This is a genomic window from Cryobacterium lactosi (genome assembly GCF_004403945.1).
In the GTDB taxonomy this organism is placed as follows: Bacteria; Actinomycetota; Actinomycetes; order Actinomycetales; family Microbacteriaceae; genus Cryobacterium; species Cryobacterium lactosi.
In genome coordinates, this window is record NZ_SOHM01000035.1 from 15,028 (window position 1) to 39,062 (window position 24,035).

Here is a 24,035-nt window from a genome sequence, read left to right on the forward strand (position 1 = left end):
TGACCTGACAGCAGCCTCCGTTGACCACCCTGAGCCCGCTTCGCCGCACCGGCAGCGCCGCGCGCGGTACCGGCCCGGCCGCGCGGCCCAGAGTGACCGGGCGGCTGGTCTTCCTGCTCTGCGGCGGTATCGCACTGCTCGCCGGCCTCGACGGCGCCCTGCTGCTGCTCGGCCTGGCGGCGCCCGTCGACAGCACCCGGCTCAGCGCGGTGCACGGCCCGCTGATGGTGTTCGGTTTTGTCGGCACCGTGGTCGTGCTCGAGCGGGCCGTGGCCGTGCGCCGTGGCTGGGCCTACCTCGCTCCAGGCCTCCTCGGCGCCGGCGGTCTTGCCCTCATCTCGCCGCTGCCGGTGGTCGTGGGCCAGGCGGCCCTGGTCGCCGGCAGCATCATGCTGCTGGCCGTCTACGCCGAGATCTGGCAGAAGCAGGGCTCGGTCTCCACCGCGGTGCAGGTGCTTGGCGCGCTCGCCGGCCTGATGGCCACCATCTTCTGGCTGCGCGGCATCGGCATCCCGCAACTCGCCCCGCTGCTCATCCTGTACCTGGTGCTCACCATCGCCGGCGAGCGCCTCGAGCTGTCCCGCATCTCGCCCACCGTCAACCGTCGGGCCGAGGGGTGGATGCTGGGCATCAGCCTGGCCCTCAGCTTCGGTTCGGTCGTGGCCCTGGTCTGGCCGGTGGCCGGCTACCCCCTGCTCGGTACGGGGATGCTGGCCCTGGTGGCCTGGCTGTTCAGGCACGACATCGCCACCCGCATGGTGCGCTCCACCGGGCTGCCCCGCTACATGGCGTGCTGCCTGTTGGCCGGCTACGGCTGGCTCGTCGTGGTCGGCGGCATCTGGCTGCTGCAGGGCCCGGTGTACTCCGGCCCCGGCTACGACGCGATGATGCACGCCGTGTTCCTCGGCTTCGTGATGTCGATGATCATGGCGCACGCGCCCACCATCCTGCCCGCCGTGCTGCGCCGGCCGCTGCCCTACCGGCCGGTCATGTACCTGCCGGCGGCGCTGCTGCACGTCTCGTTGCTGGCCCGGGTGCTGTTCGGCGACGCCTACGGTTGGCCGGTGCTGGTGCAGTGGGGTGGGGTGTTCAACATCGTGGCTGTGCTGCTGTTCGTGGCGATCGCCGTCATCTCCGTCGTGCGCGGAACCACCGCGCTGCCGGCCCGAACGGTGCCGCGCGGAACGCCGAAGCAGAGCGGGGCCCAATCGCCCGCCGCCGCGGCGCAGAAGATCACCGGGACGCGACCGGCATCGCGAGGGTCGCTGCTGTGAAAGACAAGCTCTGGCACATCGTCTCGGGCAGCTTGGTGCCCGCCTGGCTGGCCGCCGCGGTGGTCCTCACTGTGCTGCACCGCCAGCTGCCGTCCTCGGGATGGCTGCTGGTGCACCTGCTGCTGCTCGGCGCCGTGAGCACGGCCATCCTGATCTGGAGCCAGCACTTCGCCGACACCCTGCTGCGCCGCAAGGCCCTCGGCCACCGCCTCTCGCTCGGCCTGCGACTGACGGCACATACCGTCGGCGCCGTCGCCGTCATGACGGGGATGGTCGTCGGCTGGTTCTCGCTCGTGCTGGTCGGCGGCGTCCTGGTGGGGCTGAACGCTCTGGCCCACGCCGCCGTGATCGCGGGCCAGACCCGTGGCGCTATGCCGGGCCGGTTCGCCCCGTTGGTGCGCTACTACGTGGCCAGCGCCGTGATGCTGGCGGCCGGCGTGACCCTGGGTATCCTGATGGCCCGCCTCGACGGCGGCGGCGAGGACTACGAGCGCCTGTTCATCGGCCACCTGGCGCTCAACCTGCTCGGCTGGGTGGGCCTCACCGTGATCGGCACCATCGCGCTGCTCTGGCCCACAGTGTTGCACACCCGTATCGAGGGTGGCACCGTCGCGGACGGCAGCACCCTGGCGGTGCTGGCGGGCGGCCTCGGCCTCGTCGCGCTCGGCTGCCTCGCCGACCTACGCCTGATCGTCGCGCTCGGCGTTCTGGTCTACCTGGCGGCCCTGGGCCGGGTGCTCTGGGAGGGTGTCGGGCACCTGCGCCGGGCGCCCGCCGTCACCTTCGCCGCCTGGAGCCTGGGCGCCGCGCAGGTCTGGTTCGCGCTCTGCACCCTCGGGTTCGGCCTGCAGGTGGCGCTCGCCCCGAACTGGACGGCCGCCGCCGCCGGCGTCGAGACCCTGGTGCCGTACTTCGCGATCGGCTTCGCCGCGCAGATCCTGCTTGGGGCGCTCAGCCACCTTGTGCCCGTGGTGCTCGGCGGCGGCCCGGCCGCCCTCAAGGCCACCGCCGCTGAACTCGACCGCGGCGGCCTGTTCAGGGTCGTGGTCGTCAACGGCGGCCTGGCCCTGTTGCTGCTGCCCGTCTCGAGCACCGTCACGGTGGTGTTGTCGATGCTGGTCGTGGCCACCATGGCCGGCTTCCTGGTGCTGTTCACCCGGGCCCTCCGCGCCAACCGTCGGGCGCGCGCCCTGCCGCTCGTGCGCGTGGCGCCGGGCGAACGACCCCCGCACGGCGAGCGGCCGCGTATGACCGGGCGGATGCTCGCGGCCGCGAGCGTGCTGCTGCTCACGGTGACCGTGGGCATCGTGGTCGACCCGGCCTCGGTGGGCCTGTCGACGGTGTCGACCCAGGCCGCCGGCTCCGCTGCCGTCGCCGGGGCGACCGGGCACACCACCACGGTGGCCGTCGACATGGTCGGCACCCGCTTCGTACCCGACCGCATCGAGGTGCCGGTCGGCGACGAACTGGTGATCACGCTCACCAACAGCGACGAGATGGTGCACAACCTGGTGCTTGAATCCGGCCTGGTGTCGGGATCGCTCGACCCGGGCGCGTCCGAGACCGTGCGGGTGGGTGTGATCGGCGCGAGCGTGGACGGCTGGTGCTCGATCGCCGGCCATCGGCTGCTGGGCATGGAGATCAGCATCGTGGCCGTGGGCGCCGACGCCTCGGTGGGCGACGCATCCGAGGGCAGCGACAACACGACGATGGACGGCAGGGACGGTATGGCGGGTATGGCCGCCGATGGCAGCCACACCGGCCACGACTCCGCCGCAACCGCCGCATCCGCAGTCGACGACCTCGACCCGATGGCTGAACCCGACGCCGACTTCGCGGCACGGGACGCCACTCTGCCGCCAGCCACGGCCGCCACAGTGCACCGGCGCACCCTGATCGTGCGCAATGTGGAGACCGAGGTGGCCCCAGGGGTGACCCAGATGCTGTGGACCTTCAACGGGTCCGCGCCCGGTCCCACCCTGCGGGGCACGGTGGGCGACGTGTTCGAGATCACCCTGGTGAACAAGGGCACGGTTGGGCACTCCATCGACTTCCACGCCGGCGACGTCGCCCCCGACGCAGTGATGCGCACCATCCAGCCCGGTGAGAGCCTGGTCTACACGTTCACCGCCACCCGGTCGGGCATCTGGCTCTACCACTGCTCCACCATGCCCATGTCGGTGCACATCGCCAACGGCATGTTCGGCGCCGTCATCATCGACCCGCCGGGCCTGGCCGCGGTGGACCACGAGTACCTCGTGGTGCAGTCCGAGCTCTACCTCGGCGCGCAGGGCGGCGAGGTCGACGCCGTCAGGGTGGCGGCGCAGACCCCCGACCTCGTCGTCTTCAACGGCTACGCCAACCAGTACGCGGCCCGGCCGCTCACGGCCAGGGTCGGCGAGACCGTGCGGGTCTGGGTGCTGGATGCCGGCCCGAATATCGGCAGCGCCTTCCACGTCGTCGGCGGCCAGTTCCACACCGTCTACACAGAGGGCGACTACTCACTCAAGGACGGCGGCAGCACCGGCACCGGCGGTTCCCAGGTGCTCGACCTCGCCGCCGCGCAGGGCGGCTTCGTGGAGCTCACCTTCGGCCAGGCGGGGCACTACCCCTTCGTGAGCCACATTATGTCGGATGCCGAGAAGGGCGCCCGCGGCATCCTCGAGGTGCTGCCCTAGCCAACCGGCCGAGCAGCCACCGGCGCCGCTGCCACCCGAGACCGCTCGTGCACCAGCAACCCCCACACGATGAGCGTCTGGGCCGCGATGTAGGTGACCATGATCACAAAGTCCGCCAGGGGGATGCCGGCCTCCGGCAGAAACTTATTGATGGCCAGGACCGAGTCGGAGACGACGAAGAGCGCCCCGCCCCAGGCGACCCAGCGGTTGCACCGGGAGGCGAAGGCGGCCATCGCAGAGAGAACGACACCGTAGGCGATGACCGGGATCAGCAGCGCGCCGGTACTGGCGCCCAGAATCGTGAGCAACACGACGAGCCAGACCACGTAGACGCTGGCCCACCATTGCACCCGCCGCTCGGCGAGTCGGGTGATGAAGAGCACCAGGTAGGCGATGTGCGCGAGCAGGAAGAAGACCAGCCCCACAACGAACCACCGGAGCGTGACGTCGCCCACCCAGGACAGCAGAAGCGCGAGAACGCCGAGCACAACGGTGGGCGAGCGACGTTCGGGTGCGCCCCAGATCAGACCGACCACCAACGCCGGCATGAGCAACGGCTTCGTCCACTCCACGACGCCGGGCAGCGACAACAGGATGGCGGCCAGGTGGACCAGGCCCACCACGATTATCGGGAGCAGCACGACGACGGATGCTGCCGGCTGACCTGCATGGCGCTGCTGAACTGTACTGCGGGATTCGCGCACTTGCTCACCTCGATGGGGGACGGATGTCACCCACTGTACGCAGACGCACCCGCCGCACGCCCGCTTCCGGCCCCGGACTCGCCGCGTGAGCCGAGCCGGAGCAGCACGATTCCCGTCCAGACCACCCACACCCACTGCAGCAGCGCAGCCAGGTAGAGGCCGGGCAGAACGAACCGCAGCACTTCCGCGGCCAGCCCGAGCACGCCCACGGCCACGCCGAGCCAGCCGAGCAGACGCGGGAATACCCCACGGGTCATCACCAGCGCGGTCACCAGCAGCCCGATCATCGAGAGCGGTCCGGTGAAGGTCACCGTGGTGTTCTCCGCGATCACGGCCTCGGCGGCGGCCACGATGCCCGGCTGCTCCGCGGACGGCGCGCTCGCGTACCGGTCGCTCAGGGTCACCAGAATCAGCGAGCCGCGGGTGGAGACCGGGATCGCCAGCGACAGCGCAGGGGGCAGGGCGCCGAGCAGACCGGCCAGCAGCGCCCAACTGCGGCCGACCGGCGCCAGGGCGATACCTATGGTGACGTAGACCAGCACCGCCAGGTAGCCGGGCAGAATCCACAGAATCTGCCCGGCGGTGTAGAGCACCCGATGGTCGGCGATGAACACCAGCGTGTCCAGACTTCCCGTCACCGGTGGTGGCGCCAGGGTATCGAGCACCACCGCGGTGAGCAGCACCACCACGTAGAGCAGCGCGGCCACGCCGCCCACTCGGTAGAGCGGATGCCACGAGTCGTGCCAAGCCGCCGCCGCCCGTGCCGCAGTTGGCGACGCCTGCTCAGCGCGTGACGTCATCACGGTCGGCGCCCGGCTCGAGGCGTCCGGCCGGCGAGCCGGCGCTGTCGGGCGGGTCGAGGAAAGAAAGCACATCGGGCAGGAACCGGGGATCCAACGCGGTGCCCAGGTGCCCGCGCCCGGGGTAGAGGGCCAACTCGCCGCGGGAGATACCGTCCGCCGTCTGGCGGAAGAGGTCGGCCGAATAGAACGCATCCCGGTCCCCTCCGATCACCAGGGTGGGGGAGACGATGTCAGCCAGCCGGGTCTGCAGGTCGAAGGCATCCTCGGCCCGGATGGTCGTCATCAGATCGGCCGTGGCGCGGGCGAAGTAGACGGTGCCGAACAGCCAGCCCAGCACCGCCAGCAGGCGTTTCGACCCGGCACCTGCGCCGGTCATCCGCATCAGCTCTGCCCCGGCGGCACGCGGGCGGCCGTCGAGCACGTCGTCGGCGACGTTCAGCTGGCTCTCCCGGCCCTCCTCGCCGAGCCGGTATGCCGCCGACACGATCACGAGCCGCTTCACCACGGCCGGATGGTCGGCGGCGAGCTGCAGCGCCACGCTGCCGCCGGTGGACTCCCCGACAACGTCGACGGGTTCGTCGAAGCGGCGCAGCATCGCGTTGGCGTAGTCGGCGGCGATGTCGGCCATCGTGGCGTCGGGGTCGAGGCCCGGCCGACGGTTTACCCACCAGACCCGGCGCGACCCGGCATACGGCAGCAGCTGCCGGGTCTGCAGCCGCCGGTCGGCGCCGGTGGGCAGCTCGTGGTTGGGCGTGATGCCGGGCAAGAACACCAGCGGTGGACCGGAGCCGACCGCCAGGAACGGCATCCCGCCCGGCCAGGTGCCGTAGACGCGGGGAGGCGGCGGGGCAGCTGGAGACATGAGAATGGCCCTTCGCTCGGGGGCAGATCGGCGCGCGGCGCTCGGAACGTAGCCGAGAGTAGCGCGGCCGGGTCTTTCCCGGCAGTGCCGGCGCTGCTCCCGGTCAGGCGGTGGGCAGCACCGCGATCAGCCGCAGTCGCTCGAGCACGACCTCGGTGTCGTCGGTGACGGTGAAGCCAGGGTCGCCGAGGAAGTCGCGGGTCTCGGCGCCGTGCCAGAACCCTTCGTGACCGGCCCGCCAGGCCGCCACCGACTCGAAACCCTCACCCTCGTCGCGGGCATGGTCGAGATCGACGGCGCCGAGGCGCACCACCCGCACGTCGGTGGTCTCGATGATCGCCACCGGACGCCCGGCCGAGTCGATCAACACCTGCCGGCTGCCCGCCGTGGGCAATGGTTCGTTCTCGACCCCGTACTCGACGAGCAAGGAGGTGGTCGAGGTCTTCGACCCGGCCAGGATGGCGGCGACCAGGCGGTCGCGCAGCGGACCGGGGTAGCCGAACTCCGCGACCGGAAGGTCGGGGGACGGCGCCGCGGCCGCCGTCGACGGGGTCGACTCGACCTCTCCGGCACCGATCTTCAAGGCCTCGGCCGCGATCCGGGCCGTGGCGCCCACGTCGGTCATCCAGAGCGGCACGGCGGCGGCGCGGATGCCGGCGGCCGCGAGAGCGGGCAGGGCCGCGGCATCCGTCTCGTCGACCAGCCAGGCGTCGAGCACGCCGCCCTGCCGGCGGGAGCCGTAGTGCAGCCCCACCGCAAGCGCGGTGGTCTCCACGCCGATCGTGCTCAGGCAGGCGTCGGCCATGCCGCGCACGGCGGCGCCGGCGATGATCGGCGCGATCCCCACCACCCGGGCCGGGGTGGCGCGCAGGGCCTCGCGGATGCCCGGGATCGACAGGATCGTCCCGACCGACACGACGGGGTTCGACGGCGGCAGGATCACCAGGTCGGCGGTGAGGATGGCGTCGATCACGCCGGGCGCCGCGACGGCGTCGGCCAGGCCCAGCTGCACGAACTCGGTGACCGGCAGGGTGGCGCGGTAGCGCACCCACCACTCCTCGAAGTGGATGAGGTCGCCGGCGCGGTGCTCGTCGGCGTCGGCGGCCAGCCGCACGTGGGTCTCCACGAACTGGTCGCTCATCGGCAGCAACCGGGCGCCGGGCTGCCAGCGGCGGCAGAGGAACTCGGTGGCGGCGCTGAGCGTGGCGCCGTTCCTCAGCAGGTCGGTGCGCACGATGTGGGTGGCCAGGTCGAGGTCGCCCAGGGTGAACCACGACCAGCCGCGGCCGTACGCGGCGATCTCGGTGGAGGTGCGCCGGGACTCGTCGGGCCGCCCCCAGCCCTGCTCCTCGCTGATGCCGCCGCCGAGGGTGTACATCACGGTGTCGAGGTCGGGGCAGATGCGCAGCCCGTCCAGCCACATGTCGTCGCCGGTGTTGACGATCACGGTGACCTCGCTGGCCTGGACCGTCGCCGAGTTGCCGGAAAGTACCCCTTCCGCGCCGCCGAAGGGGACATTCGCAGCCAGTCGTGCGTCCTCGGACGCCAGGTGCTGCAACAACCCGCGGGTGAAGCGGGCGCCGCCGACGCCGCCGGCGAGAACTGTGACGCGGGTCATGGGGTTCCTTCAATCGTGCGGTGCCGTGAGTTGCCAGTTGGGGCCGTATGCCGGATGTCCACGGGGCCCGAAGTGGCATCTCGCGAGGCCGGCGGGGCGGATACGGAGTGTGTGCGCGGGCCGGGCTGCTCGTCGGGCCCGGAGAAGACGATCACCGGGCGACCGGTGCGGGGGTGCGGCACGATGTCGCAGTCGACGCCGTAGACCGCCTGGATGATCTCGGGGCGCAGCACGTCGGCAGGGGTACCGAACGCGGCCACGCGACCATCCTGCAGCAGCACGACGCGGTCGCAGTACGCGGCCGCGAGGTTGAGGTCGTGCAGCGCGAGCACAGAGGTGAGGCCAAGGCCGCGCACCTGGTGCAGCAGCGACAGTTGGGCGCTCACGTCGAGGTGGTTGGTCGGTTCGTCCAGCAACAGCAGGCTCGGCCGCTGGGCCAGTGCGCGGGCGATCTGCACCCGCTGCTGCTGCCCGCCGCTGAGGGTGTGCCAGCGCCGGTCGATCAGGTCGCCGGCACCCACCATCGCCAGGGCCTCGGTGGCCACACCCAGGTCGTCCTCGCTGCCGAAGCTGCCCAGCAGCCGGCTGCGATGCGGGATGCGGCCGAGCAGGACGACCTCACGCACCGACAGGTCCACGCTGGGGGCGACGTTCTGCTCGAGCAGGGCGATGCGCCGCGCGGCCTCGCGCCGGCGCAGCTGCCCCACGACCGCGCCGTCCAGGGTGACGCTGCCGGCATCCGCGCGGTCGATGCCCGCGATGATGCGCAACAGGCTGGACTTGCCCGCGCCGTTGGGCCCGAGCAGCCCGGTGACGGTGCCCGGCGGCAGGGTCGCCGAGACTTCCCGAAGGATGCTGGTGCCCTCGATGCTGAGCGACACCCCGTCGAGCACAACCCCCGCCGCGCTCGCCGCGGGTGCGTCGCCTTGCGCCGTCGAGAGGGCAGTTGGGGCCAGTAGATCGCCGCCGGACTGGCCCGATGTGTCTTCTCGCGCGCTGGAGTTCGGCGAGAGGGCAGTTGGGGCCAGTGAGGCGCTGCGGGACTGGCCCGAAGTGTCCTCTCGCGAGCTCGGGGCCCCAGCGGGGGCGCTCATGCCCAGGCCGCGCTTCGCTTGCGCTTGATCAGCAGGATGAACACGGGCACTCCGATGAACGCCGTGATGATGCCCACCGGCAGTTCGCGCGGGTCGAAGACGGTGCGGGCGAGGGTGTCGGCCAGCACCAGGAACAGCGCCCCGACCACCGCGACGAGCGGCAGCAGCCGGCGGTGCCCCGGGCCGCTGAGCCCGCGCACCAGGTGCGGCAGGATCAGCCCGACGAAGCCGATCGCCCCGCTCACCGCCACCATCGCGCCGGTGAGCAGCGCCACCGCCACCAGGAAGCCCCACCGGGTGGCGTTCACGTTGATGCCCAACGACGCGGCGTTGGTGTCGCCGAAGGTGAACGCATCCAGCCGGCTGGCGGTGAGCAGGATGCCGCTGCCCACCAGCACCAGCGCAACCGACGAGATCAGCACGGTGCTCCACGAGCTGCCGGCCAGAGAGCCGAGCAGCCAGTTGAGGATCTCCCGGTAGGAGTCGCCCTTGGCGGCCCAGAAGATGATGAACGAGGTGCCGGCCGAGCCCAGCTGGGCGATCGCCAGCCCGGCCAGCACGGCCCTGCCTGGGGTGATGCTGCCGCCGACGCGGGCGATGTTGAGGGTGGCGAGCAGGGCGATCAGGGCCCCGGCGAACGCGGCCGCCGGGAGGGCGAAGCCGATGCCGAGGATGACCACGCACACCGCGCCGAGCGACGCGCCGGAGGACAGGCCGAGCAGGTAGGGGTCGGCGAGCGGGTTGCGGGTGACGCTCTGCATCACCGCGCCGCTGAGCGCGAGGCCGGCTCCCACGGCGGCGGCGGTGAGCACCCGCGGCATCCGCAACTGCCAGACGATCGCGTCGGTGAGCGGCGGCACCACGGTGTCGCCGGCGAGTGCGGGCAGGCCGAGGTGGCCGACCACGCTTGCCCAGACCTGCGCCAGGCTCACGTCGGCCGGACCGATCGTCACGGCCACAGCGCTACCGAGCACCAGGGCAGCCACCGCCGCGACCAGCCAGAGCAGGTACCGCCCCGGCCCGCCCCGCCGCGCGGATGGCACGACCGCTGCCGTCGCACCGGGCGCGTCGGTGCCGCGGCCCTGCGTGCTCGTGGTGACGGTCATCGGTGGTCCTTCGGGTCGGTTCTGCTGCCGGTGGGGCGTCCTGGTCTACTCAGCGTCGAGGGCGGCGAGCTGGTCGATGATCGACCCGGCGGCCTCCACGTTGCGGATTCCCGCCTCGCCGGCCGCGAACGGCACGGTGATGTAGCGGTGGTTCACCACGGCGTCGAGTCCGGCGGTGGCGGGGTTGCCCTCGAGCAGCGCGATCTTGGACTCCGCGGTGTTCCAGGTCGCATCCACGAGCACGATCACGCTCGGGTTCGCCTCCACCACGGACTCCCAGCCGGCCGACGTCCAGGTGTCCTTCACGTCGGCGAAGATGTTCGTCAGTCCCGCGGCATCCATGATCATCTGCGGTGCGCCGATGCCGGCGCCCACATACGGGGTGTCGGTGCCGCTGGAGTACCAGAGCGCGGTGGTGTCGCCGGTGGCGGGCTCGAGCGCCGACAGAGCCGCCTCCTGCTCGGCGACGAGCGCGTCGGCGGCATCCGGCACGCCGAACACCAGGCCGGCCTCATCGATCTCGGCGAACACGGTGTCGAAGGTGAGCGGGTCGGGCATCGCGTCGCCCTTGCACGCCGCCGGCGACACGTAGCTGCCGATGCCCAGGCCGGCCAGCGCGCTTCTCTCGCCCACGCCCTCTGCCGAGAAGTTGGACTCCCAGCCGCCGTAGACGAAGTCGGGGGCGAGCGCCAGCACGGCCTCCTGGCCGGGCACGAAGTCGCTGATCACGGTGAGATCAGCGCCGGCGTCGGCCAGGGATGCCGGCAGCGGGCCGTCGAGGAACGCGGAGCCGACGATGCGCTCGCCGAGCCCGAGCGCCAGCAGCAGCTCGGTGGTGGTCGACTTGATCGTGACGATCCGCTCCGGAGCTTCCGTGAGGGTGAACGTGGTGTCGCAGTTCTCGAACGAGACCGGGAAAGCGTTCGACATGCCGGCCGACGGCGTGGGGGCCGGAACGGCGGCGGGTGTGCCGGAGGCGCAGCCGGCCAGGAGCAGCACGGCCGCCGTGGCGGCTACGGAGAGGTAGCGAGTCTTCATGGGACCAATCTGAGGCGGGAGCCGGGCATCCGTCGGTGAGGTCGCGGGTGGCCAACCGAGAAGTACGGTGTCGCTGGCGACACCGGCGCCGGCCGGCACCGTGGGCGAACACGTCGGAGCAGGGCTCGAACGAAGTGGGGGTCGTACTCAAGGCAAAGCCCCGACCTGCCGCCCAAATCCGGGCCAGCGCAACCGGTCAGATCGAACCGGGGGTCACATCCAGCCTAAACCCATCGTGTTCGGGGCGGATGCGCCACCGGCGCTTACCCCGCACAGCGCCCTACTTCGCCGATCCGCGGGCTACGCGCCGCTATGCGGTAGGCGCGCCACCCGCGCAACGGCGCCTACCCCGCACGCCTCCTGAGCCCGCGACCCGCGATGTTTCGTAAACGTTTGCGCTGCCCACCTCCCCTTGCCTAGCCTCGATCTCAGCAACAACGCAAACGATTACGGCGGCGGGAGTGCCCCGCTCAGCGAGAACCGAACGCAGGACCCAACGGAGGGCTGGATGGTGACGATCAGAGACGTGGCGCGCTACGCCGGCGTTTCGCCGGCGACGGTGTCACGCGTGGTGAACGGCCTGACCGGCTATTCCACGTCCACCCAGCTTCGGGTGGAGGAGGCCGTGCTGGCTCTCAACTACGAGCCGGACTCGCTCGCCCGGGGACTGAAGACCAAGCAGTCCGCGGTCATCGGCGTGCTGGCGCCGCTCGTGTCCGACGCGCTGGCCTCCGAGATCATGAGCGGCGTCGAGAGCGCGGCGCGCTCGCGTGGCTACTCGGTCATGCTCGGACGCACCGGGCTCGGCTCCGAGCACGCCGCCGGCTACCTGCGCACCCTCCGCACCTATCGGGCGGCGGGCGTCATCCTGATCTCCGCGGCCATCACCGCCGACATGCGCCGCGCCCTCGGGTCGGCCATCCCGCTGGTCTCGGTCGCGATCCGCGACGGGCTGCGGTTTCCCAGCCTGGCCATCGATGACGAACGAGCGGCCTACGACGGAACCCGGTACCTGATCGGCCTGGGTCACCGGCATATCGGCCTGCTTGCCGGCGACCCCCAGTCGGTGCTCGTGAACACTGTGCGGGAACGTGGTTACCTGCGTGCCATGGCCGAGGCCGGGCTGCCCGCCGTGCTCGAACAGGGCAACTCTCTCTACGACAGCGCGCCGCCGGCGCTCGGCCGGCTGCTCCGCCGCGACCCGCTCCTGACCGCGGTCTTCGCGCTGAGCGACGAGATGGCTGCGGCCGTGGTGAACGACCTGCAACGCCTGGGCCGGCGGGTACCCGAAGACGTATCGGTGCTCGGATTCGACAACACCCGCACCGCTCGGCACGTGCACCCGGCGCTCAGCACCATCGCGCAACCTCTCGAGAAAATGGGTGAACTGGCCGTGGAGAGGTTGCTCGCCGGAACCGACCTGCGCCCGCGCATCCTGCCCCATCGCCTGGTCGAACGCGGCTCGACCACCCAGGTGCCGCCCGGCTGATAATCGGCGGCCCTGCCGCAGCGCACAGCATCCACAAACGAACACCCGGCCACCGGCCCACCCTGTCCTTCCTCCATGCCCATTTCACCCCGGCGACACAGCCACCCTGCAACCCACCCCACTAGAAGGAGACATCATGAAGCAACGAAGCCATGATCGGCGCGGAGTCCTCAGCGCCGCACTGGTAACCGTCGGCGTCCTCGCGCTCACGTCCTGCGCGAGCGGCACGAGCGCCCCGGCTGCATCGAGCGACGCGGCCGAGCTCACCGGACGCGGCCCGATCACCTATGTCAGCAGCCCGGACGCATCCGGCGCCGCCCAGCAGAGCATCGATGCCTGGAACGCCGAGCATCCCGACGAGCTCGTCGACTGGATCGAACTGCCGCTGGACGCCGACCAGCAGCGCCAGCAGATGGTGCAGAACGCCCAGGTCAAGGGCGAGGCGTACACCGTGCTCAACCTCGACGTCGTGTGGACGTCGGAGTTCGCCGCCAACCGGTGGATCACCGCCCTGCCCGAAGACGCCCTGCCGCTCGACGCGGAGATCCCCGCCACGGTCGAGGCCGCACGGTACCGCGACACCCTCTACGCTGCCCCGTACTACACGGATGCCGCGCTGCTGTACTCGCGCACCGACCTGATGCAGGCCGCCGGCGTCACCGCGCCGCCCCAGACCTGGGCCGAGCTGCAGAAGGCCTGCGACGCCGTCCTGGCCCTGCCCGAGGCCGCCGACATGTCGTGCTACGCCGGCCAGTTCGACAAGAACGAGGGCCTCACGGTCAACTTCAGTGAGGCGGTGAACTCCGCAGGCGGTTCCCTCTTCAACGCCGACGGTGAACCCACCGTCGACACCCCGGAGGCCCTGACCGCCCTGAACTTCCTCGTCGACGGCTTCGAGAGCGGCATGATCCCCGAGGCGGCCATCACCTTCCAGGAGGAGCAGGGCCGGCAGTCCTTCCTCGACGGCAACCTCGTGTTCCTGCGCAACTGGCCGTACGTCTACGCCTCCTTCAGCGCCACGGATGGCTCCAGCGCCGTGCAGGACAAGTTCGGCACCAGCCCCATCCCCGGCGAGACCGGCCCGGGCGTCTCCACGCTGGGCGGCCGCAACATCGCCATCTCCAGCTACGCCGAGAACAAGGCAACGGCGCTGGACTTCATCGCCTTCTTCACCGGCCAAGAGCAGCAGGGCGACCGTCTTGCTGTGAGCTCCCGGGCGCCGGTGTTCTCGGAATTCTTCGCCGATGACGCCGTCACCGAACGCCTGCCGTACCTGCCCGACCTCCTCACCTCGCTCGAGAAGGCCCAGCCGCGACCCAAGGTCGTGCAGTACGGCGCCACGACAGCCGCGATCCAGGATGCGATCTACCCGGCACTGACCGGCGACACGAGCCCGGAGGAGGCCCTGGCCGATCTGCAGAAGGCTCTCGTCGGCATCGCCGCCGAGTAGTCGCCACCCACCCGTTTCACCGGCGGTCGCCGGGCACCTACCGGCGACCGCCCCTTCCCACCGACCAGAAGGACCCCATGTCGACAACCACGACACAGCGCCCCGAGCAGCGCACGACGCCCGCGGGCAAGACCGGCCGACTCGACCTGGGCGAGGGGCGGAGGGCCGCCTTGCTGCTCTCGCCGACCTTCCTCGTTCTCGCCCTGGTGGTGCTCTACCCGCTGCTGTCGGCCTTCCACCAGTCCCTGTTCGGCTCGCAGTCCGGGCTGGACGCCGACGGCTTCGTGGTCGAGGGTGACGTCTTCGTGGGCCTGGGCAACTACGTGCAGATCTTCGCCGGCACCGACGCCGCGCGGTTCTACAACGCACTCTGGAACACCACCTTCTTCACCTTCACCACGGTCACCCTCGAGGTCATCATCGGCATCGCGATGGCCGTGGCCATGAACCGTGCCTTCCGCGGCCGTGCGCTGCTGCGCGCCAGCATCCTGGTGCCGTGGGCCATCCCCACCGCGGTCTCCGGACTGCTCTGGCGCTGGATGTTCCAGGCCGACGGGATCGTGAACACCCTGACCAATCAACAGGTGCTTTGGACGGCCGAAGGGTTCGCCGCCCAGGCGGCCGTCATCGTCGCCGAAGTCTGGAAGACCGCGCCGTTCATCGGCCTGCTCGTGCTGGCGGGCATGCAGATCATCCCCGAGGAGGTCTACGAGGCGGCCAAGCTCGACGGCGCGAACGCCTGGCGACAGTTCATCGCGATCACGCTGCCGCTCGTGCGGCCCGCCCTGCTCGTGGCCGTGCTGTTCCGGCTGCTCGACTCGCTGCGCATGTTCGACCTGCCCTTCGTGCTGATCGGCCCGCGCAAGAGCTCGGTGGAGACGCTGTCCATCCTGGCCTGGGACGAATCCAACCAGCTCCAGTACGGCACCGCCTCCGCGTTTTCGATCATCCTGCTGCTCTACGTGGCGGTGATCGCCTACGTCTTCATCACCATCCTGGGCGCCGACGTGGTGGGGGAGAAGAAGCCCAAGGTCGTGCGCGCCCGTCGGCGGGCCCAGGACCCGCCAGCCCACGACGCGCCCAGCTCCGAACCGACCCAGACGAAGGTGACCCGATGACGACAACGGCCACGCGCCCCCGCACCGACCGGCCGGCCGCGGCGCGTCCCGACACCCGGACCGCCCCCACCCCAGGCTGGATCCGCGGCATCGGCCCGCTCGGGCGCACCGTCGCGATCATCCTGATCGCGGTCTACTGCCTGGCCCCGTTCTACTGGATGATCGTGTCGAGTTTTCGGCGCTCCACCGACATCTTCCAGAACACCCTGCTGCCCACGACGTGGTCGCTGGAGAGCTACCGGCAGGTCTTCGACGGGTCGACGATGTTCGGCCAGGCGATGCTCAACAGCCTGATCGTGGCGAGCACCACGACCGCGTTCGCCCTGGTGCTCGGCATCTTCGCCGCCTATGCCATCGCCAGGCTCAACTTCAGGTTCAAAACCGTGGTGCTCGCCGTGATCATCGGCACGTCCATGTTCCCGGGCATCTCGGTGGTGGTCCCGCTCCTGCGGCTCTTCTCGGACATCGGCTGGATCAACACCTACCAGGCCATGATCGTGCCGAGCCTCTCGTTCGCCATCCCGTTGGCGGTTTGGAACCTCACCACCTTCATGAAGCAACTACCGTACGAACTGGAGCAGGCCGCCATGATCGACGGCTGCACCAAGTGGCAGGCGTTCCGGCTGGTGCTGCTGCCGCTCGCCGCCCCCGGCATCTTCACCACCGCCATCCTCACCTTCATCCACAGCTGGAACGAGTTCATCATCGCCCTGTCCATGGTCAACGACCCCGCCATCCAGACCGCCACCGTCGCAATCTCCAAGTTCACCGGCGCCAGCGACTTCCAGGCACCCTACGGCGCCCAGATGGCGGCGGGTGTGCTCGTGACGATCCCGCTGGTGATCGTGGTGCTGATCTTCCAGCGCCGAATCGTGGAAGGCCTCACCTCGGGGGCGAACAAGTGACCGGCACCGCCTGGTGGCAGACCGCGGTCATCTACGAGGTCTACCCGCGTTCGTTCGCGGATGCCGACGGCGACGGCGTCGGCGACCTGGCCGGGCTCCGGCAGCGGCTGCCGTACATCGCCTCCCTCGGGGTCCAGGGAATCTGGCTCACCCCGTTCCAGACATCTCCCCAGGTCGACCAGGGCTACGACATCAGCGACTACTGCGACGTCGACCCGCTGTTCGGCACCCTGGCCGGCTTCGACGCGCTGCTGGCGGATGCGCACGCCCTCGGCATCCGCCTGCTCGTCGACCTCGTGCCCAACCACACCAGCACCCAGAATGTACTCTTCCAGGCGGCGCTCGCGTCCGCGCCCGGCTCAGAGGCCCGGGCGATGTTCCACTTCGCCGACGGTCCGGATGCCGCGGGGCTCACCCCGCCCAACAACTGGATAAGCGTCTTCGGCGGCAGCGTCTGGGACCGGGCGCACCCCGGCTCCGCCGACGATCGGCAGTGGTACCTGCACCTGTTCTCGTCAGCGCAACCCGACTGGAACTGGCAGAACCCCAAGGTGGCCGACTACTTCGACGATGTGCTGCGGTTCTGGTTCGACCGCGGGGTGGACGGCATCCGCGTGGACGTGGCGCATGGCCTGTTCAAGGCCGACGGGCTGCCGGACGCGGCGACGGTGCCGACGGTGATCGACGGCCTGCGCTCCAACCCGATGGCCATGGACCAGGAGCCCGTGCACGAGGTGTACCGCCGGTGGCGCCTGATCGCCGACGAGTACGACCCGCCGCGGCTGCTCGTGGGTGAGGTCAACCTCGAGCCCGATCGCGCGGGCCGGTACACCCGGCCCGACGAGTTGCACCAGACCTTCGCGTTCGCGTTCGCCCGCCTCGGCTGGCAGCCTGCGGAGTGGGTGGCGGTGGGCCGGCAGCTCGAGGAGGCCCGTCGTGAGCACGGCGGCGACCCCAGCTGGGCGTTGGAGAACCATGACCTGGTGCGCACCGTGACCCGGTTCGGTGGCGGTGAGCGCGGTGCCGCCCGGGCCAGGGCGGCGCTGTTGGCGCTGCTCGGCCTGCCAGGGGCGATGTATGTCTACCAGGGCCAGGAACTCGGCCTGCCCGAGGTGGATGTGCCCGTTGAGACCCGGCTGGACCCGATGTGGAGCCGGGGCGGGGTCAGCCGGGACGGTGCGCGCATCCCGCTGCCCTGGACCTCCGAGGCGGCAGGCAGCCACGGCTTCTCACCCGCTGGTGCGCAGCCGGCCTGGCTGCCTGCGCCGGAGGGCTGGGGAGCCTGGAGCATCGACGCCCAGCAGGCCGACGGGGGGTCGGCGTATTCGGCATTCACCGCCGCCATCGAGCTGCGGGCCGAACTCCTGGCCTCGGGGGTGTTCCAGGCCAGCGAATCGACGCGCTGGCGTCTGGAGGGTGACGGCCTGGTGCTCTGCGAACGCGAGGGCGGCGCCACCGTTGCGGTGGCGATGGGCGACACCCCGGTGCGGCTGCCGGCGGGCCGGATGCTGTGCAGTTCGGCACCCCTGCTGCCGGACGGCAGGCTCCCGGCCGACGCCGCCGCGTGGGTCCTCCGCGACGCCTGACGCGCCACGCGGGTCAGGCGCCGCTATGCGGGTGGCGCGCCACGCGCCCAGCGGCGCCTACCCCGCCCACCGCCCATGCCGACCCGCCGGGCACTACCCGGGTCACCGTCGCCACCGGGCTCAGGGCGTGATGTTGAGGTTGTGGGCCAGCACGTTGTCGGGGTCGTAACGACGTTTGGCCGCCCGCAGTCGTTCCATGGTGGCCGGCGGATACATCAGGTCGAGCACGTCGGAATACGCGCGCAGATTGAAGTTGCCGTAGGTACCCGTCAATCCCTCGGCCACGGGCGACCAGCTGTCCATGATGCGCCGCTCGGCCTCGTCGGGGGCATCCGGCGGCAGGAACGCCGCCGACATCAGGAAGGCCTCCACATCGCGGTGTGGAAAAGCCGTCGCGTCGGCGGGCACCCGGTTCATCGCCCCGCGCAGGTAGCGCACCATCAGCACCGCCGAGTCGAGCGCGGCATTCGCGGTGCTGACGCGGTCGATGAGCGTGTCGTCGAGGTCGCGGGCGAAGCCGTTGCGGTCGACGATCCGGATCGACCCGGGCGGCGCGGATGGTTCGTCGAAGACCTCCACGAAGAGCTTGAGTTCCACGTCGTTGCCGGTCACTCCCGGCAGGGCGAGCAGGGGCCGGATGGCCGCCATGGCCGCGTCCTGATCCGCGCCGCCGTAACAGACCAGCACCTTCGTCGCCGCGGGCATCTCGAGGCCGAACTCGGGCGTCGAATACAGCGTCGAATTGAGCTTCTCCGGCGCGGCGCGCATCACGTCCCGCCAGCCGCGCAGGGTCTCGGCCAGCGACCCCGGCTGCACGTCGATGGTGCCGAAAACCACCCCCCGCAGCGGGTGCGCCTGGAAGGTGAACGTCGTCACGACGCCGAAGTTGCCGCCGCCGCCGCGCAGCGCCCAGAACAGCTCCGGCTCACTGGTCTCGTTGGCGGTCACGATGGCGCCGCTGGGCAGCACCACCTCGGCCTCGAGCAGGCTGTCGATCGCTAGGCCGTGCTGTCGCACCAGCCAGCCGATTCCGCCGCCCAGGGTGAGACCGCCGACGCCCACCGTGTAGGTGTCGCCGCTGGAGACCGCCAGGTCGTACTCGAGCAGCCCCTGGGCCACACCGCCCCAGGTTGCGCCGCTGCCCAGGCGGACCCGGTTGCCGCCCTGCACCTCGACGTCACGGATGCGGGACAGGTCGAGCACCATTCCGCCGTCGTTGATGTTCAGCGGGCTGTGCCCGCCGCTTCGCACAGACAGCTCCAGGCCCTGGGCCCGTGCGTAGGCGATCGCTGCCACGACATCGGCCGCACCGGTCGGTCGGGCCGCCAGCGCCGGCCGGCCGACTCTCCCGTAGGCGGTGGCCGCCATCAGGTATTCGTCCGAATCGGGCAGCAGAATCGTGCCCGCAAAGCCGTCGATCATGCTTCCTCCGCACCTGTCGTGTGCGGCGTCGATCGTTCCCGGGTCGCATCCGCCGGACCGCACTGGTGAGTCGTTGTCTCTGCCCAGCATGGCCCAGGGGCGCGGGGGCCGCGACCCTGGCCACGCGCCCTGGCCTGGGTCAGCGCCTAGCGTTATCGCGATCGCCCGCGCGAAGGATTTCGAGGCTGTCCTGGGCTATTTCGCCGGGGTGCCCATGTCCTCGCTCCACACTGCCGTCGCGCCGCTGTGCCCGATCCGAACAGCCTGAACGACGGTGCCGGTGGACGCCAGCGCCGTGGCGGCGATGAGTGCGACAGCCACCCACTTCATCGGCTTCCGGGGGGAGCGATCTTTCCAGTTCCACCACAGCAGCACGGCGGCCACCACGACCAGGCCGATCACCCAGGGCAGCAGGCCCTCGGCGAGGTCGGCGTGGGTCTCGATCAGGGCTGATTCGGAGACCCGCTCCTCCAAGGCCTCGCCGGATTCGGTCGACAACGGTACAAGCACCAGGGCGGCCAGCGCCAGACCGAGCGGCACGAACCTGGCCCAGCGGCGAAAGCGCGGCCAGGCGGCCGCGAGCAGCACCACGAGTGCTGCCGTGGGAACGACCACCTCGGTGGCGTGCACAATGAGTGGGTGCATGGGCAGGCCGAAGAAGGTATCGAACATGAGTCTCCTCGTAACGCGTCTGGCGGCCTGACCGGCTAGAAAATCAGAGACCGGTGCCGCTGTGCCTGTAATGCTAAGCATCCGCCCCGGGCCGCGCCAGGAAGGAGAGGCTCGGCTAACGGGCGCCCGCCCGGCGTGCAGCAAAGACGGAGATATTCGCCACACGCCGTGAATACCGGCCGCCCGACACGGCGTTTCGCGAGAATCTCCGCCTTTACGTATGGAGGCCTCAGGGCGCGAGAGACCCGGCGGCGGCCGCAATCGCGCGGGCGATCGGCAGCACGTCATCGGGCAGCGCCCCGGCGGTCACCCGGATGAAGGACTCCGGCCGGTCCACCGCGAGAAACGGGCTGCCGCCTGCCACGCGGATGCCCGATGCCGCCAGCCGCACGATGGCGTCGCGTTCGTCCGCCACCGGCACCCACGCGTTGATGCCGTCGGCGCGGGCCAGGGGCAGGCCGAACCCGGTGAGGGCATCCGCCAGCGCCTTCTGTCGGGCGAAGTACACGTGCCGGGCCTCGAACACCAGCGCCATGCTGGCCCCGTCGGTGAGCAGCTCGTGCAGGATGGTCTGCAGCATCCGGCTGGTCCAGCCCGGGCCGAGCATCCGCCGGGCCACGATCCGGTCCACTAGCGCGGCCGGCCCGCCGAGCGCGGCGATGCGCAGGTCAGGTCCGTGGGACTTCGAGTAGCTGCGCACGTGCAGCACCCGCTCGGGCAGCCAGCGGCCGAGCGACACGTCGGGGGAGGTGCTGATCGCCCCGGAGTGGTCGTCCTCGATCACCACAGTGTGCGCGGCCCGGCTGCTGGCGCCCAGGAGCCGGGCCAGCAGGGCGGCGCGATCTGTCGACATCGACGCCCCGGTGGGGTTGTGGGCGCGCGGCTGCAGGATGACCGCGGCCGGTGACAGGGACAGCGCGGCCTGGAACGCCTCGGGCACGATGCCCTCGGCATCCACGGCCACGGGCAGCCGCTCGATACCCATCTGGTCGAGAAGGTCGAAGAACGGTGGAAAACCGGGGTCCTCGACGATGACCCGGTCACCGAACCTGGCCACCTGCTCGAGGCTGCGGGAGACAGCATCGAGCGCGCCATCGACGACGGTGATCGACTCGCACCGGTACGGCCAGGACTCAGTGAGCACCGTGAGCAGCTCGGGGATCACCGGCAACGCCTGGTAGCTGGGTGTCATCGCCCGTTGCGAGACCCTGGACAGCGCCGGTCCGAGCGCCGGCAGCAGGAGCGGGTCGGGGGTGCCTCGGGACAGGTCGATGCGGGCATCGCTGACGTGTCCGGCCAGCGATTGGGCCCTGGCCGGCAGCCAGTGCCGGGCCGGTTCCCGCACGAACGTGCCGCTGCGGCCCCGGGAGACGATCAGGCCCGCCGCTGACAGCGCCTGCCAGGCGTGGCTGACCGTGGCGGGGCTCACCCCGAGGAGGCCGGCGAGGTCCCGCACGGTGGGCAGGCGCTCGCCGGGGGCGAGCCGGCCCGAACTGATCAGGCGCCCCAGTGCCGCAGCGATCCCAGCAGGAGTACTGTGCTCGATCTCGTCGAGGTAAAGCTGCATCGTTCACGCCTTCCTGGCTGAATGCTTGCCAGCGGGCCTTCCGGCCGACAGGATGATGATTTACGCATGCGTCATATGAAGAAACAGAACAGAAATGTTTACGTCGAATAATAACAAAACCGGACACCGTAATGTGGCTCGATCTCGACAGGCTTTTCCCCCTATGACTCGCAGATGATGCGATGTCTTGCTCTTCCTGCTGACGAGGTTCCACCGTGTGAGACCCAGTGGAGGCAAGAGTATGAGCACCGACCCATCCAGCACCGGCACAGCCAACATCGTGCGAGCGGCGATCACCCAGACCACGTGGACGGGGGATATCGACTCGATGCTCGACAAGCACGAGAAGTTCGCCCGAGACGCGGCGGCGGCCGGCGCCCAGGTGATCTGCTTCCAGGAGCTGTTCTACGGCCCGTACTTCGGCATCACCGAAGATGCCAAGTACTACGACTACGCGGAGCCCGCCGACGGCCCCATCGTGCAGCGCTTCGCCAAGCTGGCGAAGGAACTGAACCTGGTCATGGTGCTCCCCATCTATGAGGAGGAGCAGCCCGGCGTGTACTACAACACCGCCGTGGTGGTGGATGCCGATGGCACCATCCTCGGCAAGTACCGCAAGCACCACATCCCCCACCTCGACAAGTTCTGGGAGAAGTTCTACTTCCGCCCCGGCAACCTCGGCTACCCCGTCTTCAACACCGCCGTCGGCCCGATCGGCGTGTACATCTGCTACGACCGGCACTTCCCCGAGGGCTGGCGCGAGCTCGGCCTCAACGGCGCGCAGATCGTCTTCAACCCCAACGCCACCAAGCCGGGGCTCTCGAACCGGCTGTGGGAGATCGAGCAGCCGGCCGCCGCCGCCGCCAACGGATACTTCGTGGCCGCACCCAACCGGGTGGGCCGGGAGGACAACGAGTACGGCGACCTCGCCGTCACGTTCTACGGCACCAGCCAGTTCGTCGACCCGCAGGGCAACTATGTGGGCGAGCTGGGCAGCGGCGTCGACGAGGAGGTCGTGATCCGCGACCTCGACCTCGGCATGATCCGCCAGGTACGCAACAACTGGCAGTTCTACCGGGACCGCCGCCCGGAGTCCTACACCTCGATCCCCAAGCCGTAGCCACTGTCCGTTGGTCGAGCTTGTCGAGACCAGGCAACGAGGTCTCGACAAGCTCGACCGACGATACCGAACGAACAGGAGAACCACTCATGAAGACCCTGATCAAGAACGGCACCGTGGTCAATTCCACGGGCACGGCCACAGCGGATGTGCTGATCGACGGCGACACCATCGCCGCGGTGCTCGCCCCCGGCTCCACCCTGCTCGGCTTCGACATCGAGCGGAACGTCGACACCGTGATCGACGCCGCCGGCAAGTACGTGATCCCCGGCGGCATCGACGCGCACACCCACATGCAGATGCCGTTCGGTGGCACAGAGGCCAGCGACACCTTCGAGACCGGCACCCGCGCAGCCGCCTGGGGCGGCACCACGAGCATCGTCGACTTCGTGGTGCAGTATGCCGGCGAGAACGTGCTCGACCAGTACGCCGCCTGGCAGGACAAGGCCCGCGGCGAGTGCGCCATCGACTACGGCTTCCACCAGATCCTCTCCGACGTGCAGGACTCCTCCCTCGTCGCGATGGACGAGCTCGTCAAGGAGGGCGTATCCAGCTTCAAGCTGTTCATGGCCTACAAGGGTGTGTTCCTTTCCGACGACGGCCAGATCGTCAAAGCCATGCAGAAGGCATCCAGCAACGGCAGCATGATCATGATGCACGCCGAGAACGGCAGCGTCATCGACCTGCTCGTGCAGCAGGCCATCGCCGCCGGCAACACCTCCCCCTACAATCACGGCCTCACCCGGCCGTGGCAGGCCGAGGAGGAAGCCACCCACCGGGCGATCATGCTCGCCAACCTCACCGGGGCTCCGCTCTACGTGGTGCATGTGTCCGCCAAACAGGCGGTAGAGCAGATCGCCGTGGCCCGTGACCGCGGCCAGAACGTCTTCGGCGAGACCTGCCCGCAGTACCTCTATCTCTCCCTGGAGGACCAGCTCGGCGCCCAGAGCGACGAGTGGGGCAGCTTCGAGGGCGCGAAGTGGGTCTGCTCCACCCCCTTGCGCTCCAAGGCCGAGGGCCACCAGCATCACATGTGGCAGAGCCTGCGCACGAACGACATCCAGATGGTCTCCACCGACCACTGCCCGTTCTGCATGAAGGGCCAGAAAGACATGGGGCTGACGGACTTCTCCAAGATCCCCAACGGCATCGGCTCGGTCGAACACCGGATGGACCTCCTGTACCAGGGCGTGGTCGACAAGCAGATCTCCCTCGAACGCTGGGTGGAGGTCACCTCCACCACCCCGGCGCGCATGTTCGGCATGTACGGCCAGAAGGGCGTCATCCAGCCCGGCGCCGACGGCGACGTGGTGATCTACGACCCCAACGGGCACACCTCCATCGGAGTGGGAAAGACCCACCACATGAACATGGACTACTCCGCCTACGAGGGCTTCGAAATCGACGGCCACGTCGACACCGTGCTCTCCCGCGGCAAGGTCGTCATCGATGACAACCAGTACCTCGGCGCCAAGGGTGATGGCAAGTACATCAAACGCGGCCTCAGCCAGTACCTGATCTAGGGAACA

19 protein-coding genes are annotated in these 24,035 nt (G+C 70.0%); 9 read left to right on the forward strand and 10 right to left on the reverse strand.

Going from position 1 to position 24,035, the window contains the following annotated elements; translation table 11 throughout:
- The first annotated feature begins 20 nt into the window (after nucleotides 1-20).
- Nucleotides 21-1,274 (forward strand): hypothetical protein, encoded by a 1,254-nt coding sequence (locus E3T61_RS17340; protein WP_198418724.1) that lies wholly within the window; start codon nucleotides 21-23, stop codon nucleotides 1,272-1,274.
- A complete protein-coding gene (locus tag E3T61_RS17345) occupies nucleotides 1,271-3,952 on the forward strand; it encodes a multicopper oxidase domain-containing protein (RefSeq protein WP_134642112.1) in 2,682 nt (893 codons plus the stop codon). The genes E3T61_RS17340 and E3T61_RS17345 overlap by 4 nt, the downstream gene beginning before the upstream one ends.
- Here the strand turns inward: E3T61_RS17345 and E3T61_RS17350 are convergent.
- From E3T61_RS17350 to E3T61_RS17380, 7 genes are all read right to left on the reverse strand, one after another.
- The gene (locus tag E3T61_RS17350; RefSeq protein WP_134642113.1) at nucleotides 3,949-4,656 is read right to left on the reverse strand and encodes a lysoplasmalogenase; all 708 of its coding nucleotides are present in this window, start codon (nucleotides 4,654-4,656) and stop codon (nucleotides 3,949-3,951) included. The genes E3T61_RS17345 and E3T61_RS17350 overlap by 4 nt on opposite strands.
- Before the next feature lie 26 nt (nucleotides 4,657-4,682).
- A complete protein-coding gene (locus E3T61_RS17355) occupies nucleotides 4,683-5,456 on the reverse strand; it encodes a DUF4386 family protein (protein WP_166793292.1) in 774 nt (257 codons plus the stop codon).
- Nucleotides 5,440-6,321 (reverse strand): alpha/beta fold hydrolase, encoded by an 882-nt coding sequence (locus E3T61_RS17360; RefSeq protein WP_198418725.1) that lies wholly within the window; start codon nucleotides 6,319-6,321, stop codon nucleotides 5,440-5,442. Before E3T61_RS17360 ends, E3T61_RS17355 begins: the two co-directional genes overlap by 17 nt.
- A 103-nt stretch (nucleotides 6,322-6,424) precedes the next feature.
- Nucleotides 6,425-7,939 carry a 2-phospho-L-lactate transferase gene (gene cofD, locus E3T61_RS17365; RefSeq protein WP_134642115.1) on the reverse strand — a complete coding sequence of 505 codons (1,515 nt, stop codon included), beginning with the start codon at nucleotides 7,937-7,939 and terminating at the stop codon, nucleotides 6,425-6,427.
- Nucleotides 7,936-9,033 (reverse strand): ABC transporter ATP-binding protein, encoded by a 1,098-nt coding sequence (locus E3T61_RS17370; RefSeq protein ID WP_134642116.1) that lies wholly within the window; start codon nucleotides 9,031-9,033, stop codon nucleotides 7,936-7,938. The genes cofD and E3T61_RS17370 overlap by 4 nt, the downstream gene beginning before the upstream one ends.
- On the reverse strand, nucleotides 9,030-10,139 hold the full coding sequence (locus tag E3T61_RS17375) for a putative F420-0 ABC transporter permease subunit (RefSeq protein ID WP_134642117.1): 1,110 nt from the start codon (nucleotides 10,137-10,139) through the stop codon (nucleotides 9,030-9,032). Before E3T61_RS17375 ends, E3T61_RS17370 begins: the two co-directional genes overlap by 4 nt.
- 45 nt (nucleotides 10,140-10,184) lie before the next feature.
- Complete coding sequence (locus E3T61_RS17380) at nucleotides 10,185-11,177, reverse strand: putative F420-0 ABC transporter substrate-binding protein (protein WP_134642118.1); 993 nt, start codon at nucleotides 11,175-11,177, stop codon at nucleotides 10,185-10,187.
- Nucleotides 11,178-11,685: 508 nt separating this feature from the next.
- Between E3T61_RS17380 and E3T61_RS17385 the strand changes: the two genes are divergently transcribed.
- From E3T61_RS17385 to E3T61_RS17405, 5 genes are all read left to right on the forward strand, one after another.
- A complete protein-coding gene (locus E3T61_RS17385; RefSeq protein ID WP_134642119.1) occupies nucleotides 11,686-12,666 on the forward strand; it encodes a LacI family DNA-binding transcriptional regulator in 981 nt (326 codons plus the stop codon).
- A gap of 136 nt (nucleotides 12,667-12,802) precedes the next feature.
- A complete protein-coding gene (locus E3T61_RS17390; protein WP_134642120.1) occupies nucleotides 12,803-14,116 on the forward strand; it encodes an ABC transporter substrate-binding protein in 1,314 nt (437 codons plus the stop codon).
- Nucleotides 14,117-14,193: 77 nt separating this feature from the next.
- Nucleotides 14,194-15,234, forward strand: a complete 1,041-nt coding sequence (locus E3T61_RS17395; protein ID WP_134642121.1) for a carbohydrate ABC transporter permease — start codon at nucleotides 14,194-14,196, stop codon at nucleotides 15,232-15,234.
- On the forward strand, nucleotides 15,231-16,139 hold the full coding sequence (locus tag E3T61_RS17400) for a carbohydrate ABC transporter permease (RefSeq protein WP_134642122.1): 909 nt from the start codon (nucleotides 15,231-15,233) through the stop codon (nucleotides 16,137-16,139). The genes E3T61_RS17395 and E3T61_RS17400 overlap by 4 nt, the downstream gene beginning before the upstream one ends.
- On the forward strand, nucleotides 16,136-17,725 hold the full coding sequence (locus E3T61_RS17405; RefSeq protein ID WP_134642123.1) for an alpha-amylase family glycosyl hydrolase: 1,590 nt from the start codon (nucleotides 16,136-16,138) through the stop codon (nucleotides 17,723-17,725). Before E3T61_RS17400 ends, E3T61_RS17405 begins: the two co-directional genes overlap by 4 nt.
- 120 nt (nucleotides 17,726-17,845) lie before the next feature.
- Here E3T61_RS17405 and E3T61_RS17410 read toward each other — a convergent pair whose 3' ends face one another.
- The 3 genes from E3T61_RS17410 to E3T61_RS17420 all read right to left on the reverse strand — a co-directional run bounded on the left by E3T61_RS17410 (nucleotide 17,846) and on the right by E3T61_RS17420 (nucleotide 21,386).
- Nucleotides 17,846-19,147, reverse strand: coding sequence for an FAD-binding oxidoreductase (locus E3T61_RS17410; protein WP_166793293.1), 1,302 nt, complete (start codon nucleotides 19,145-19,147; stop codon nucleotides 17,846-17,848).
- A 195-nt stretch (nucleotides 19,148-19,342) separates the two neighbouring features.
- Nucleotides 19,343-19,819: a DUF2231 domain-containing protein gene (locus tag E3T61_RS17415; protein WP_134642125.1), complete on the reverse strand. Its 477-nt coding sequence runs from the start codon at nucleotides 19,817-19,819 to the stop codon at nucleotides 19,343-19,345.
- A 229-nt stretch (nucleotides 19,820-20,048) separates the two neighbouring features.
- A complete protein-coding gene (locus E3T61_RS17420) occupies nucleotides 20,049-21,386 on the reverse strand; it encodes an aminotransferase-like domain-containing protein (protein ID WP_134642126.1) in 1,338 nt (445 codons plus the stop codon).
- 241 nt (nucleotides 21,387-21,627) lie between these two features.
- Here E3T61_RS17420 and E3T61_RS17425 point away from each other — a divergent pair, with 241 nt between their 5' ends.
- On the forward strand, nucleotides 21,628-22,506 hold the full coding sequence (locus E3T61_RS17425; RefSeq protein WP_134642127.1) for a nitrilase-related carbon-nitrogen hydrolase: 879 nt from the start codon (nucleotides 21,628-21,630) through the stop codon (nucleotides 22,504-22,506).
- An 89-nt stretch (nucleotides 22,507-22,595) separates the two neighbouring features.
- Complete coding sequence (gene hydA, locus E3T61_RS17430) at nucleotides 22,596-24,029, forward strand: dihydropyrimidinase (protein WP_134642128.1); 1,434 nt, start codon at nucleotides 22,596-22,598, stop codon at nucleotides 24,027-24,029.
- Nucleotides 24,030-24,035: the final 6 nt, after the last annotated feature.

Bases quoted from the DNA above. Each gene is read 5' to 3' on its own strand.
- E3T61_RS17355 (WP_166793292.1), bottom strand. From the start codon at position 5,456: ATGACGTCACGCGCTGAGCAGGCGTCGCCAACTGCGGCACGGGCGGCG.
- cofD (WP_134642115.1), bottom strand. From the start codon at position 7,939: ATGACCCGCGTCACAGTTCTCGCCGGCGGCGTCGGCGGCGCCCGCTTC.
- E3T61_RS17420 (WP_134642126.1), bottom strand. From the start codon at position 21,386: ATGCAGCTTTACCTCGACGAGATCGAGCACAGTACTCCTGCTGGGATC.
- E3T61_RS17360 (WP_198418725.1), bottom strand. From the start codon at position 6,321: ATGTCTCCAGCTGCCCCGCCGCCTCCCCGCGTCTACGGCACCTGGCCG.
- E3T61_RS17400 (WP_134642122.1), top strand. From the start codon at position 15,231: ATGACGACAACGGCCACGCGCCCCCGCACCGACCGGCCGGCCGCGGCG.
- hydA (WP_134642128.1), top strand. From the start codon at position 22,596: ATGAAGACCCTGATCAAGAACGGCACCGTGGTCAATTCCACGGGCACG.
- E3T61_RS17385 (WP_134642119.1), top strand. From the start codon at position 11,686: ATGGTGACGATCAGAGACGTGGCGCGCTACGCCGGCGTTTCGCCGGCG.
- E3T61_RS17415 (WP_134642125.1), bottom strand. From the start codon at position 19,819: ATGTTCGATACCTTCTTCGGCCTGCCCATGCACCCACTCATTGTGCAC.
- E3T61_RS17375 (WP_134642117.1), bottom strand. From the start codon at position 10,139: ATGACCGTCACCACGAGCACGCAGGGCCGCGGCACCGACGCGCCCGGT.
- E3T61_RS17380 (WP_134642118.1), bottom strand. From the start codon at position 11,177: ATGAAGACTCGCTACCTCTCCGTAGCCGCCACGGCGGCCGTGCTGCTC.
- E3T61_RS17390 (WP_134642120.1), top strand. From the start codon at position 12,803: ATGAAGCAACGAAGCCATGATCGGCGCGGAGTCCTCAGCGCCGCACTG.
- E3T61_RS17395 (WP_134642121.1), top strand. From the start codon at position 14,194: ATGTCGACAACCACGACACAGCGCCCCGAGCAGCGCACGACGCCCGCG.
- E3T61_RS17370 (WP_134642116.1), bottom strand. From the start codon at position 9,033: ATGAGCGCCCCCGCTGGGGCCCCGAGCTCGCGAGAGGACACTTCGGGC.
- E3T61_RS17425 (WP_134642127.1), top strand. From the start codon at position 21,628: ATGAGCACCGACCCATCCAGCACCGGCACAGCCAACATCGTGCGAGCG.
- E3T61_RS17410 (WP_166793293.1), bottom strand. From the start codon at position 19,147: ATGATCGACGGCTTTGCGGGCACGATTCTGCTGCCCGATTCGGACGAA.